At 38.9% G+C, this 13,106-nt stretch carries 13 protein-coding genes; 12 read left to right on the top strand and 1 reads right to left on the bottom strand.

Going from position 1 to position 13,106, the window contains the following annotated elements; genetic code table 11:
* The first annotated feature begins 26 nt into the window (after nt 1-26).
* Nucleotides 27-347, top strand: coding sequence for a rod-capping linker protein CpcD (gene cpcD / locus I4641_RS09015; RefSeq protein ID WP_229640156.1), 321 nt, complete (start codon nt 27-29; stop codon nt 345-347).
* Nucleotides 348-485: 138 nt separating this feature from the next.
* Nucleotides 486-1,223 carry a phycocyanobilin:ferredoxin oxidoreductase gene (locus I4641_RS09010; RefSeq protein WP_229640155.1) on the top strand — a complete coding sequence of 246 codons (738 nt, stop codon included), beginning with the start codon at nt 486-488 and terminating at the stop codon, nt 1,221-1,223.
* A gap of 123 nt (nt 1,224-1,346) precedes the next feature.
* Here the strand turns inward: I4641_RS09010 and I4641_RS09005 are convergent, their stop codons facing one another.
* Nucleotides 1,347-2,099 carry a phycobilisome rod-core linker polypeptide gene (locus tag I4641_RS09005; RefSeq protein ID WP_229640154.1) on the bottom strand — a complete coding sequence of 251 codons (753 nt, stop codon included), beginning with the start codon at nt 2,097-2,099 and terminating at the stop codon, nt 1,347-1,349.
* 462 nt (nt 2,100-2,561) lie between these two features.
* Between I4641_RS09005 and cpcB the strand changes: the two genes are divergently transcribed.
* The 10 genes from cpcB (at nt 2,562) to I4641_RS08955 (ending at nt 13,038) form a co-directional block, all read left to right on the top strand.
* Nucleotides 2,562-3,080 (top strand): C-phycocyanin subunit beta, encoded by a 519-nt coding sequence (cpcB, locus tag I4641_RS09000; protein WP_229640153.1) that lies wholly within the window; start codon nt 2,562-2,564, stop codon nt 3,078-3,080.
* Between the two features lie 94 nt (nt 3,081-3,174).
* Nucleotides 3,175-3,660: a bilin-binding protein gene (locus I4641_RS08995; RefSeq protein WP_229640152.1), complete on the top strand. Its 486-nt coding sequence runs from the start codon at nt 3,175-3,177 to the stop codon at nt 3,658-3,660.
* Between the two features lie 285 nt (nt 3,661-3,945).
* Complete coding sequence (locus I4641_RS08990; RefSeq protein ID WP_229640151.1) at nt 3,946-4,809, top strand: phycobilisome linker polypeptide; 864 nt, start codon at nt 3,946-3,948, stop codon at nt 4,807-4,809.
* Nucleotides 4,810-4,872: 63 nt separating this feature from the next.
* Nucleotides 4,873-5,358 (top strand): allophycocyanin subunit alpha, encoded by a 486-nt coding sequence (gene apcA, locus I4641_RS08985; RefSeq protein ID WP_229640150.1) that lies wholly within the window; start codon nt 4,873-4,875, stop codon nt 5,356-5,358.
* Nucleotides 5,359-5,416: 58 nt separating this feature from the next.
* Nucleotides 5,417-5,902 (top strand): allophycocyanin subunit beta, encoded by a 486-nt coding sequence (gene apcB / locus I4641_RS08980; RefSeq protein WP_229640149.1) that lies wholly within the window; start codon nt 5,417-5,419, stop codon nt 5,900-5,902.
* A gap of 314 nt (nt 5,903-6,216) precedes the next feature.
* Complete coding sequence (locus I4641_RS08975; RefSeq protein ID WP_229640148.1) at nt 6,217-8,307, top strand: ATP-binding protein; 2,091 nt, start codon at nt 6,217-6,219, stop codon at nt 8,305-8,307.
* Between the two features lie 51 nt (nt 8,308-8,358).
* The gene (locus I4641_RS08970; protein ID WP_229640147.1) at nt 8,359-8,739 is read left to right on the top strand and encodes a response regulator; all 381 of its coding nucleotides are present in this window, start codon (nt 8,359-8,361) and stop codon (nt 8,737-8,739) included.
* A gap of 28 nt (nt 8,740-8,767) precedes the next feature.
* Complete coding sequence (locus tag I4641_RS08965) at nt 8,768-10,654, top strand: response regulator (RefSeq protein WP_229640146.1); 1,887 nt, start codon at nt 8,768-8,770, stop codon at nt 10,652-10,654.
* Between the two features lie 120 nt (nt 10,655-10,774).
* A complete protein-coding gene (locus tag I4641_RS08960; RefSeq protein WP_229640145.1) occupies nt 10,775-11,548 on the top strand; it encodes an ABC transporter permease in 774 nt (257 codons plus the stop codon).
* Between the two features lie 329 nt (nt 11,549-11,877).
* Nucleotides 11,878-13,038 (top strand): sensor histidine kinase, encoded by a 1,161-nt coding sequence (locus I4641_RS08955; protein WP_229640144.1) that lies wholly within the window; start codon nt 11,878-11,880, stop codon nt 13,036-13,038.
* Nucleotides 13,039-13,106 lie beyond the last annotated feature (68 nt).

Below are 13,106 nucleotides of genomic sequence, written 5' to 3'. Positions count from 1 at the left end.
CCCTATTTAATTACGGAGAAAAAATCATGTTAGGTAGTTCTGTGCTGGGAGGCAATTCTGGATCTCCTACAAACAATAGAGTTTTTGTCTATGAAGTAACTGGATTAAAACAAAACGAAACTAACGATAAGAACAATTATCAATTTCGTAGTAGCAGCAGTGTTTTTGTTTCTGTTCCCTATAGTCGGATGAATGAAGAAATGCAGCGTATTGGCAAAATGGGGGGAACTATTGTCAATATTCAATCTCTAGAAGCTTTTAAACAACAGGAGCAAAACAATAGTCCTGAAAATAACAAAGCTGCCAACCATAAAAAACAGAAAGCTGATCGAGACGATCAAAATTGATTTTAGGCGATCGCAGTGGTTCAAAGTCCATTGCAATTAGCTGTAGGGGCTTAATCAATAAAGCTCCTACCATCTTTGATATTGAATTTAATTTGAAGTCTAGTTAAATACTGTAAATTTTAAAATACTTAAAAGCCAATGATTGAAATATTTAACTCTTCTCTAAGAGAACGTCAGCACTATTTAATTCAAAAGTTGGCAGACTGTATTGAAGAACAGTGGATGCGGAACTTAGATCTCTCTTACTATTCTATCCCTGAAGATTTGGGCTATGTGGAGGGGAATTTGGAAGAGGAAAGATTAATAATTGAAAATCGTTGCTATCAAACCACTCAGTTTCGCAAACTACATTTAGAGTTAGCCCAAGTAGGCGATCGCCTTGATATTCTTCACTGTGTGATGTTTCCCCGTCCTAATTACGATTTGCCCATCTTTGGCGTAGATTTAGTCGGCACGAAAGCGGGCATTGGCGCAGCAATCGTCGATTTATCACCCGTAAATCACCAGCGAGTACTTTCTTCTGACTATATTAAGGCTTTAGCAAATCTACCCACTATTGAGTTTTCCGAGCCTCGTCAATTACCTGAATGGGGCGATATTTTTTCAGGATTCTGTTTATTTGTCCATCCTCACAATGCTCAAGAAGAACAGCGTTTCCTAGAACGGGTTCAACAATATTTAGCCATACATTGCCAACTTACTCTAGCCAGTTCACCTTCTACCTGTTCGACTCATCAAGCGGAAATACTTGCAGGACAACGCCACTACTGCGCTCAACAACAACAAAACGACAAAACCCGTAGAGTTTTAGAAAAATCTTTGGGTAAAGCTTGGACAGATCGCTACATGACCCAGATGCTTTTTGATTGTCTTTGAGTTTTTTAATAGTCGCACTTTATCGCAATAAATAGCGTTTTATATAGGAAACTTACTATATAAGACGCTATTTATTAAATACCTCTTTCTCATTTAGAGTAAGTATAGATTAAGAGCGATCGCTTAACTACGGCGATAAGGGACTGACTTGGCAATGTCAATGTTGAACGCAGAAATGGTATTCAAGTTGTTGGCTTTGGGGGTAATTTTTTTTGCCATGTTCAGGAACAAACTAGGATCGCCAGCCTGAGGTTGTTTATCGTAGGCAATAAAGTTGCGAACAGACTCTTGCCAAATTGTCTGAGGAAATCCTAGCTGCTGACGATGGTGAGCATCATAACGAGGAGAAGTAATATTAAAGGGAATTTCTCCTACAGCACGGCTGGGAAGAATACGACGACGATGGTAGGGAACTATATTTTCGCCAAAGTTCTCGATGTATTCATCACTGTTGAGAAGTTCATCAACAAATCCCTTAACCCCTTTCGTCATGACCACTGCCGACCAGGCAATTTTCTCGGCTTTGTTGTAAACTTTGCGTCCCAAAACCTTTTGAACACAGTGTTCCACAAAACGATAATTACTGTTTTTATTGTAAAAGCTGTCAATAAAGGTATTAGATAGCAGTAATCCACGGATAAAGTCACGGACTGTAATCTGTCTGTTGCGAAGTTGAGATTCTAGAGTAACTTCTTGATCCCATCTAAAAGCGTGGAAAAAGATTTGGCGATAGGCTGCTTGAATCAGATTTCCCATATCTGTAGGAGAAAACAGATCGTCGGTTGAGTAAATCATAGCCTCATCATCCCTAGCACCCAATGCGTCTACACGCTGGTTGGGACAGGAAGGAGAATAAGCTAATAAAGGAATAGCCACGTTTATACAAACCCCCAAATATTATAAGTAGTAAAAAGCTTTGATATTGATGTCCAAAATTATACAGGGGGGAGGGAATTAAAATCAGCATTTAATGAATAAAACGTTACAGAGTTTAACCTGATGATGCTGATTGTATAGCTAGCAATCAACTACGCTTTATGTTTATGCTTTTTTATGCTTTCAGAACAATTTAATAAAGTTATCTTTATAAAAACAAACAAAACTTTATTTTCAAGAGCCATGTTTGCACAAGAATTGCACAAACACTTTGATTGAATAAGATCATCCAAATGTCACTGAATATCCTAGCTTCAAAAGCTATATCGCTCCTGAGTCGAGTTGTTAATTTAATTAATGCATGTTTATGCATACAAACAGTTTTTGATCAAAGTTTGGAATTCGGTTTTTCATGTAATTCATTTTGGTACCAATTTTTTTAAAATTTTAGGAGAAATATTGATGTTAGATGCCTTTACTAAGGTTGTTTCCCAGTCAGATGCTCGGGGTCAGCTAGTGACCAATGCTCAAATTGATGCTCTGATGGCTGTAGTTAAAGATGGTGCTAAACGTACGGACGTAGTAAATCGAATTACAAGTAATTCCAACGCGATCGTTACTAATGCAGCTCGTATATTGTTTGAAGAGCAGCCCCAGTTAATTGCTCCTGGTGGAAATGCCTACACTAACCGTCGAGTTTCTGCATGTTTGCGCGACATGGATATCATTCTGCGCTATGTCACTTATGCGGTATTTTTAGGCGATGCCAGCGTCTTAGAAGATCGCTGTTTGAATGGCTTGCGTGAAACCTATGTAGCTCTAGGAGTTCCAGGTCCTTCCATGGCAAACAGCATTATTAAGATGAAGGAAGCAGCGATCGCACTAGCTAATGACAAGAATGGTGTAACTCAAGGTGATTGTAGTTCTTTGATGGCTGAATTATCTGGCTATTTTGATCGCGCAGCAGCAGCAGTAGGTTAGAACAGCATTCTGCCCCTAACTCAGACTGGATATAGCATTATCTAGTTAAAACTTTAAAAAATTTTCTAAACATTACTACGGAGAAATTATTCCGATGAAGACACAATTGACAGAAGCAGTTTCAGCTGCTGATTCTCAAGGTCGTTACTTAGGTAACGTTGAACTCCAAGTAGCTTTTGGTCGTCTCCGCTTGGCTACCGCAGATTTAGAAGCAGCAAAGGCTATCGGAGCGAAAGCTGACCAATTGGCTGAAGGTGCTGCTAATGCTGTATATCAAGCATTTCCTTACACCACTACTATGCAAGGCAATAACTATGCTTCTAATGCTCGTGGTAAAGCCAAGTGCTTGCGCGACATCGGCTATTATATTCGCATGATTCAATACTGTCTAATTGCAGGTGGTACTGGTCCTGCTGATGATTATCTATTAGCTGGTCTAGCTGAAATGCACAGCAGTTTTGAATTGGTTCCTAGTTGGTATGTTGAAGCTCTAAAATATATTAAGGCTAATCACGGCTTAAGTGGCGATCCTGCCCTTGAAGCAAATTCCTACATTGACTACATCATCAATGCTCTTTAATTAAGTATATTGCTCGGGAAAATCGGCAAATCTTTCCAATACAATAGCTTTGTCGATTATTCCGAGCAACTGCATCAATAGTAGATTAAAAACTACAACAGTTGAGTCAATCTGGCAGCAGAGTAATTAGTATTACCGCTGTGTAAATGTAGTGATTGGGGAGAATCGTTTAATAGGGAATACCAAGAAATTCTAAACTGTCTGTTTTGTATGTTTAATTCCCTTTATTTATTTAACCCACATTTTTTACAAATTCCGTTATAAGTTATTAAAGGAGAATTGTAGTTGGCTATTACAACGGCAGCATCGAGCCTAGGAACATCAGCATTTAGTGATTTCGCTCCCATAGAACTACTTCCCAAGGCAACCCTGGGAGATATTGAAACGGTAATTCTGGCTGTATATCAGCAGGTGTTAGGTAATCCTCACCTCTTGAAGTCCGAACGTCTTGTTATTGCTGAATCTCTGTTACGAGATCGCAAAATTACAGTACAGGAATTTGTACGACAAGTGGCAAAGTCAGACTTATATAAGAAGCAGTTTTTTCACAATAGTTTCCAGAGTCGGACAATCGAGCTTAACTTTAAACATCTTTTGGGGCGCGCACCATACGACCAATCAGAAATTACAGATCATTTAAATCTTTATCAATCTCAGGGTTTTAACGCTGATATTGACGATTATATTGATTCATCAGAGTACCAAACCTACTTTGGGGAAAACATTGTTCCCTACTACCGCGATCTGGTGACTACTGGTATTGGTCAACGCTCAGTGGGTTTTCCTCGTTTACTACAGCTTTACCGAGGCTATGCCAATAGCGATCGCGCACAGTTGACTGGGAATGCTCCCCGCTTGGTCAAAGATTTAGCTCGCAATACCGCTTCGGCGATCGTATCTTCTTCGGGAAGTGGCTTTGCCTTCCAGCCTGCTGCAAAAGGAGATGCTTCCTACAGTGCTTTTGGTGGCTCAAAAGCTTACGGCTCTGGTCGTCTGTTTCGGGTTGAAGTTGCAGGCATCAACCGACCAGGATACCCCAAAGTACGTCGGGTAAATAAAGCCGTTGTTATTCCCTATGAAGAGTTAACTCCTCATATGCAGAGAGTCCAACGTCAAGGCGGTAAAATCGCCAGTATTACGCCACTATAGCTTAGAGCTTTTTGACAAATTTCCCATAACGTTTCGCTTCATTTTTTTAGGAGGAATCCATTAATGAGTATAGTCACAAAATCTATTGTGAACGCTGATGCTGAGGCTCGATATTTGAGTCCTGGTGAATTAGATAGAATTAAAGCTTTTGTTACAACTGGAGAAAGCCGTTTGCGTATTGCTCAAACTCTTACCGAGTCCCGCGAGCGTATTGTTAAACAAGCTGGTGACCAACTGTTCCAAAAGCGTCCTGATGTTGTTTCTCCTGGCGGAAACGCTTACGGTGAAGAAATGACTGCAACTTGTCTTCGTGACATGGACTATTACCTACGCTTAATCACTTATGGTGTAGTAGCTGGTGACATAACTCCCATCGAAGAAATTGGTTTAGTTGGTGCAAAAGAAATGTACAAGTCATTAGGTACTGATGTTGGTGCTATGGCTCAAAGCATTCGCGAAATGAAAAGTATCGCTACTTCCATGATGTCTGCTGAAGACACTACAGAAGCCGCCGCTTATTTTGACTACGTTATTGGAGCTATGCAATAGTTTCTAACACATTCAGTAACTAAATTTTTTGACTAGGTAAAACTAAGGAAACAAAATTATGCAAGACGCAATTACCTCTGTTATCAATTCGGCTGACGTTCAAGGCAAATACCTCGATGGTCCTGCTATGGACAAGCTCAAAAGCTATTTTCAAACTGGTCAATTACGAGTTCGGACAGCCAGCGTAATCAGTGCCAATGGAGCTAGTATTGTCAAGGAGGCAGTAGCTAAGTCTTTACTATATTCTGACGTTACTCGTCCTGGCGGAAATATGTATACTTGTCGCCGTTATGCAGCTTGTATTCGCGATTTAGACTACTATCTTCGTTATGCCACTTACGCCATGCTAGCTGGAGATCCATCAGTTTTAGATGAGCGCGTACTAAACGGTTTAAAAGAAACTTACAATTCTCTTGGAGTTCCCGTTGCTTCAACTGTTAAAGCAATTCAAGCAATGAAAGAAGTGACTGCTAGCTTAGTAGGTGCTGATGCTGGTAAAGAAATGGGTGTTTATTTTGACTATATTTGCTCTGGCTTGAGTTAAAGCTCATATAGCTAAAAGCTAGTTTAATAATGGTCTTCAATTCATGGGTTCGGAAAGTTTAGAGTGGGTACTAGTTCCAATAAAGCTTTAGTCTTTCGGGCGCGAAAGAGTATAGATAAGTTTTGACGATCTAGTATTTTTTCTGACTTCTGAACCTACCCATCTGAATTTTAACGAAATAATATTATTTAGGTGTTTTACCAGCAAATTGAATCTTGGCTAACTGTTGATATAGTTAATTTTAATTTCACATTTGTTAACTAAGCTTTAATTCCAGTTAAGCTTGGTTAATAAAAATATTTATAAATTAAATCATGGCGGGAGTTAAAAAAACGACCACCAAAAAGTCATTATTCAAAGCAGTATTTCAAAACTCCACGGTCGCGATCGCTATTTTGGATAGTAAAGATCGCATTGTCGAAGTTAATCCTGCTGCCTGTAAATTATTTGGCGCAGGGAAAAAAAAGCTGATGGGAAAATCAATCGAGAAGTTTCTCAAGTCATCTCTAGATTGGCAAAATCCTCAAGAGAGAGTAGAAACTCAACTCAAGGAGTACCAAGGAGAACTTAAAACTGTTGAATACAGTCAAGTCAAAGATGTCTCGTCCCAACACAATTTACTGGTTTTAAGGGATCTTACCGATTTTCAACGTCAGACAGCAGCGGAACTAGACCTTTATTACCAGCGAGTAGAATTATTTGCTGAAGTTACCCTCAAAATTCGTCAATCTCTCCAGCTACATGAAATTCTGCAAACCGCCGTCACGGAAGTGCAAAGGATTCTGCAAGCAGATCGGGTATTGATTTATCAGGTTTTTGACAACGGTACGGGAATGCCCATCAAAGAAGCAGTTTTACCAGACTTTAAGCCGATAATCGGCATAGAGTTCCCAGAAGAAGTCTTTCCTGCCGATTATCGCCAACTTTATACCAAAGGAAGAGTTAGAGCAATTACTGATGTTCGTGCAAAAAATGCAGATGTAGCCGAATGTCTGATTGAGTTCATGGATCAATGGCAAATCAAGAGCAAGCTGGTAGTGCCGATTCTTCAAAATGTCCAAATTGACCAGGGCATTAAAGGAGATCGTCTTTGGGGTTTGTTGATTGCTCATCAATGCCAAGCAATCAGAGATTGGACTGAGTTTGAACAAGAATTAATGCAGCAATTAGCCGATCAAATTGGAATTGCCCTACTTCAGAGTAAATTATTGGCAAATCTAGAGGGATTGGTTGCCGAACGAACTGCTAAATTAAGACAAGAAATTAATGTTCGCACCAAAGCCGAAGTAGCACTGCGCCACAGTGAAGAACAGCTACGTTTAATTGCCAACGGCTTACCTGTATTGATTGCCTATGTCGATTGCCACCAGCATTATCGCTTCAATAATCAAGCCTATCAAACTTGGCTGGCATTAGATCCTGAAGAGATTTGCGATCGCCACTTGGCAGAGGTTCATGGAGACGATGAATATCAACAAATTAGTCCGTATGTCGCCAAGGCACTTGAAGGCGAAACCGTTACCTACGAGCGAGATTTAGCCTTGCAGGATGGTTGCGTTCATTCCCTAAGCGTTACTTATATTCCCCATATTCAACAACAAAATATGATTCAGGGATTTTTTGCTCTGACTAGCGATATTAGCGATCGCAAGGCGATCGAACGGATGAAAGATGAATTTATTTCCGTCGTCAGTCACGAACTCCGCACCCCCCTAACCTCAATTCATAGTTCCCTGAAAATTTTAGCCACGGGGAAATTAGGCAGCCTTTCTAGTCAGGGAGAACGGATGCTTAAGATTGCTGACGAGCAGACTGAAAGGCTAGTACACCTAGTAAATAATGTCCTCGATTTACAGAGAATTCAGTCAGGCAAAATCACCATGAACAAACAAGCCTGTAAAGCTAGAGACTTGATGGTAGAAACAGTCCAGGCAATGAAAACTTTCGCTCAAGAACAAGGAATTAGACTATCATTCAAACCCAATGAATTTGTGGTTTGGGCAGATCGAGATTACATCATCCAAACCCTGACTAATTTAGTCAGTAATGCAATTAAGTTTTCTCCGAGCAACAGCACTGTAATTCTCTCCGCTGCGATCGACTCCCAGAACAATTCCGATAGCAAACATCAGTCCATTTCCTACATTACTTTTGCCGTGCAAGATCGAGGGCAGGGTATTCCCCAAGATCGTCTAGAAACCATCTTCGAGCGGTTTCAACAGGTAGATTCTTCCGATTCTCGTAAGAAAGGTGGTACTGGTTTGGGTTTGGCGATCTGTCGTCAGATTGTGGAAGGACACGGAGGTCAAATTTGGGCTGAAAGTTGCTTTGAACAAGGCAGTACCTTTTATTTCACCTTACCTGAACATAAGGCAAGTAATCAGCAATCAATAAATTTCTCTTAATCTTCCCTATTTTGTTTATACATTTTTTAATTGCTTTGAGGAGCGATCTCCATGACTCATAAAAATATCTTACTCATTGACGACGAAGAAACAATTCAGGAGGTAGTTCAGGTAGGAATCGAAATTGAAGCTGGTTGGCAAGTGGCGATCGCCTCTTCTGGTTTCAAAGGGATAGATTTAGCTCAACAGCAACAGCCTGACGTTATTCTTCTGGATGTGATGATGCCAGGAATGGATGGAATTGAAACCCTATCTCAACTAAAAAATAATGACCAAACTAGCTCTATTCCCGTAATTTTTTTAACGGCAAAAGCCCAAGCTGACGAAAAAACTCAGTTTCAAAGTTTGGGAGTTGTGGATGTAATTACTAAACCATTTAATTCTATGACTCTTGCCAGTCAAATCGCCAAAATACTGGGATGGGAAATTTAATTAAGTAATCAGTAATAAGTAATAAGTAATGAAAATTTTATTAGTTGATGACGATCTGGTTTTAGTGGAACTGTTAACCAAAACTCTCGCCCAACAGAATTATGCGATCGATGTGGCAACGGATGGAGAACAAGGGTGGATTTATGGTTCTACTTATAATTACGACTTGATTATTCTTGATTGGTTTTTACCCAAGCTCGATGGAATTCAACTATGTCAGCGTTTTCGGGAGCATAATTATGCCACTCCCATAATCTTATTGACTTCTCGTAGTGGCAGTCAAAATAAAATTCGCGGTCTTGATGCTGGTGCAGATGATTATATCTGTAAACCTTTTGATGTGGAGGAATTGACTGCCCGCATTCGAGTTTTGTTACGCCGTTTGAACTGTGATTTTCTACCTATATTACGTTGGGGAGATTTAGAGCTAAACCCCTGTAGCAGTGAAATCATTTATCAAGGAAATTCATTATCTCTAACAGCAAAAGAATATCGCTTGCTAGAGTTGTTTCTGCGCCATCGTCAAGAAGTTTTTTCCGTAGAAGATATTATTGATCGCCTGTGGTCATCGACAGAATATCCAGCAGTTGCCACCGTTCGCTCTCATTTGCGTCGTCTACGTCAAAAATTAAAGCAAACTGGCTTTCCCGACGATTTGATTGTGACGGTGAGAGGACAAGGCTACTGTCTAAAAGCTGCCCCTAAAGTTACTGAAAAAGAAAAAAGTATAGATCCCATCGATCTAACAGCAGTGTCAACGTCTCCCCCTCTGCCAGACAAGAAAACCAAACATCTTCAGGCTTTAACTTGCATTTGGGAAAAATATGAGCCTAAAAGAGAACAACAGTTAGCAAATTTAGCCCAAGCGATAGATTTATTGAGTGCAGATAATTTAGATTTGAGCGATCGCCTTTCGGCAATTATCGCTGCTCATAGTTTGGCAGGAAATTTGGGGCAATTTGGTCTAAATTTAGCTTCTAGGTTAGCCAAAGAGATCGAACAACTATTACAAAATTATCTAAGTCATAATCCAAAACAATTATTATTATTATCGAACAATTTAAAAGCTTTAGAGCAAGAATTAGCCAGCAAACAAAATATTATTACCCAAATAGCTCAAGAATCAGCAAAAAATTCCCTTTTAATCTTAATTGCTAGTGACGATGATAATTTTGCCCAAGATTTAATCCCCGAAGCAAACAGTCAGGGAATATCGACTAAAGTAATCTCCACCCCAGAATCAGTCAAAAACTGGCTGGAAGAACAGCAGTTAAGAGGCAAAAAACTCCCCGATGCCGTATTGCTTAAGTTGTCTTTTGCCGAAAACGAATCCAACTCTTTTTCTAGACAAGAATATTTAGCCCTAATCCCTGAATTCACATTGCTCATACCATCTATTCCAGTTATTGTGATTGCCGATCGCGATCGCTTTGAAGATCGTTTGCTTGTAGCCAGACACGGGGGCAAATTTTATCTAACTCAACCCATCGATGCCAATCAAATTATTACTGTTTGCCAAAAAGCAGCCCGATACTCATCTTTGGGTAAAAAAGTGATGATTGTCGATGATGACATAGAACTTTTGAAGATGCTACCTACTTTACTTAAACCTTGGGGATTTGAGTTAACTACTCTAGACGATCCTCGGCAATTTTGGGACGTACTTCAAGCTGTTACTCCCGATTTACTCGTACTAGATATAGAAATGCCCCACCTTAGCGGAATTGAGTTATGCAAAGTTCTGCGGACTCATCCCTATTGGTATAAACTACCAGTTTTATTTCTCAGTATCCATCAAGATGCTGCTATTTCTACTGAAGTATTTGCCAGCGGTGCCAACGATTTTGTCAACAAACCCGTTTTTCCCCAACAACTTGCCCACAGAATTCTCCATCGTCTCAATTTAAAACGGTAAAAATCTTCATCGATGGAACGGAAATCACAGACAAAAATGAGCATAATGTTAATTATTACGAAAGATTTGGGCAAGATAACAGTGTAAACGCCTAAATATTATTTTGTAATTTTTTAATCGATGAACTTGATTAGAGTTTTTACCATTGCCAACAATGGCTTTCAAGAAGTAATTCGCGATCGCATTCTCTACTTTATTGCTTTCTTCTCTTTATTGTTGATCCTCGCTCAAAGAATTATTCCCGAAATTGCAGCGGGTACTCATGAAAAAATTCTCTTGGACTTTGGTATAGGTGCGATCGCCATTTTAAGTGTAATTGTAGCTATCTTTGTCGGGACGGCATTAATTAACAAAGAGATTGAAAAACGTACTTTATTAATGCTAATTCCTAAACCCATTAGTCGTGCCGAACTTATTTTAGGCAAACATTTAGGACTGACCGCAGTTTTAGCAGTTACCGTTACAATCATGATGGGTATTTATCTGGCTATGCTTAGTTTTTCTGAGATTACCTATCCTGTAGGGGCTTTAGCGATCGCCGCAGTTTATCTTCTTCTAGAACTATCATTGATTGTGGCAGTGGCAATTTTGTTTGGAGTATTCACTAGTTCGATCTTGGCTACCTTGCTGAGTTTTGGAGTCTACTTGATGGGACACTTTAGCGAAGATTTGGTAGAGTTAGGAAAACTAAGTAAAAATGCCAGTATTGAAAGTTTAACCACTAGCTTATATTTAGTTTTGCCCAATCTCTCACGGTTGGATCTAAAAAACGAAGCAGTATATGGTTTGTTGCCTAGTTCTACCGAACTTTTAAATCATGCTTTATATGGGACATTATATACTGCATTGTTATTAATTATTTCTATGATGGTTTTTGCTCGGAAAGAATTTTAAATATAAACGAACACAGAGTAAAAACCCCTTTCCCAATTGATACAAAACTAAATAAAAATTATCGCGATCGTAGTTTTTATTCGAGACATCAAGTCAAAGTTTATCTAAAATAAAAGCTGAAATGGAAAGTGTGTAGCATAGTATAAAAAAATATAAACCACCTGATTAAAATCAAATTGCCATAAGTATTTACAACTATGTCTGAAAGTTCTGGGTCAACTTTACAGTTACCATCAAAAACAACTGCACTCAGCAACGTGAATCTTCTTATCGTTACAGATAGTACTAATAACATTCAGCTGATTACTAACTCACTGCATGCAGCAGACATGAAATTTACCTATGATTTCAGGTCGATAGATCTCTCTCTCGAACGTTTGTCCCAGAAACAATATAGTGCGATTTTATATGATTATTTTTCTGATACTAATAGTAAAGATATCCACTCTTTAAGAGAAAAAATTCAGTGGCTGTGTCATTTATATCCCTGTATTCCCTTGATTTTGATTACAGATCCTCTTGGAGACAAACAGGCGGTAGATATGATTCAATTAGGGGTTGACGGTTATATTCTTAGACGTAATATTAGTCAGCTACCAGATATTTTAGAAAAAACTTTATTTAATTTTCTTAGCAAACAAGCGATCGTCACCCAGCAAGAGGATTTAATTAGACAGCAACATCAAAAAATCGAACAACTAGAACGAGAAAAACAAAGTTGGTTAAAACAAACAAAAACCAAGCAAGAATATATTTCTCACCAAAATAAAAGAATCGAACAGCTAGAACAAGAAAAGCAAAGCTGGTTGAGCAATGAAAAAGCCAAACAAGAACATATTTCTCATCTCAATCATGAGTTACGCAGCCCGATCTCTTCAATTGTCGGTTTTGCCAGAATGCTTAAGGAGCAATATTATGGTTCTTTAAACGAGAAACAATTGCAGTATGCTGCTGGAATTTTAAGTTCGGCAGAGCATTTACTAGCTTTAGTAAAAAATTATCTTGATATAGTTAAAATTGACGCTCAAAAGCAAAAATTAGAGTTAGAAAAACTATCTGTTGGAGAAATTTGTCAAGCTGCGATGTTTATTGTTAAAGAAAAAGCCCAACAGAAAGGATTGAATTTTTCTTTAGATTTAGACAAAAATATTGACTTCTGTACGGCTGATTCTCTACGTCTCAAGCAAGTTTTAATCAATTTATTGAGTAATGCAATTAAATTTACCGATCGCGGTTCGATAACTCTCCAAGTTAGACTAAAAGATCAGTTCCTCTATTTTGCTGTCATTGATACGGGTACGGGGATATCGGCAAAAAATATGACTAAACTATTCAAACCTTTCCCCCAAATCACTAGCCATCATGAAAGTACGGGTTTGGGATTGACATTGTCGCGCAAATTGGCTCAACTCCACGGCGGAGATATTATCGTAACTTCAGAATTGGGTAAAGGTAGCTGTTTTACTCTCTCAATCCCTCAATATCAATAGATTTGTTTGAGATTATAAGCTTAGACGTATTTACATTGCATTAACTAAATCACCTTTATTTTTTTATT

It is taken from the genome of Waterburya agarophytonicola KI4 (genome assembly GCF_020640915.1).
Lineage (GTDB): Bacteria > Cyanobacteriota > Cyanobacteriia > Cyanobacteriales > Xenococcaceae > Waterburya > Waterburya agarophytonicola.
Note: the sequence above shows the minus strand (reverse complement) of the source record. Positions and strands in the feature narration are given on the sequence as shown.

Excerpts from the sequence above, each read along its gene's own strand:
- cpcD (WP_229640156.1), top strand. The coding sequence starts at position 27 with ATGTTAGGTAGTTCTGTGCTGGGAGGCAATTCTGGATCTCCTACAAAC.
- I4641_RS09010 (WP_229640155.1), top strand. The coding sequence starts at position 486 with ATGATTGAAATATTTAACTCTTCTCTAAGAGAACGTCAGCACTATTTA.
- cpcB (WP_229640153.1), top strand. The coding sequence starts at position 2,562 with ATGTTAGATGCCTTTACTAAGGTTGTTTCCCAGTCAGATGCTCGGGGT.
- I4641_RS08995 (WP_229640152.1), top strand. The coding sequence starts at position 3,175 with ATGAAGACACAATTGACAGAAGCAGTTTCAGCTGCTGATTCTCAAGGT.
- apcA (WP_229640150.1), top strand. The coding sequence starts at position 4,873 with ATGAGTATAGTCACAAAATCTATTGTGAACGCTGATGCTGAGGCTCGA.
- apcB (WP_229640149.1), top strand. The coding sequence starts at position 5,417 with ATGCAAGACGCAATTACCTCTGTTATCAATTCGGCTGACGTTCAAGGC.
- I4641_RS08975 (WP_229640148.1), top strand. The coding sequence starts at position 6,217 with ATGGCGGGAGTTAAAAAAACGACCACCAAAAAGTCATTATTCAAAGCA.
- I4641_RS08970 (WP_229640147.1), top strand. The coding sequence starts at position 8,359 with ATGACTCATAAAAATATCTTACTCATTGACGACGAAGAAACAATTCAG.
- I4641_RS08965 (WP_229640146.1), top strand. The coding sequence starts at position 8,768 with ATGAAAATTTTATTAGTTGATGACGATCTGGTTTTAGTGGAACTGTTA.
- I4641_RS08960 (WP_229640145.1), top strand. The coding sequence starts at position 10,775 with ATGAACTTGATTAGAGTTTTTACCATTGCCAACAATGGCTTTCAAGAA.
- I4641_RS08955 (WP_229640144.1), top strand. The coding sequence starts at position 11,878 with ATGAAATTTACCTATGATTTCAGGTCGATAGATCTCTCTCTCGAACGT.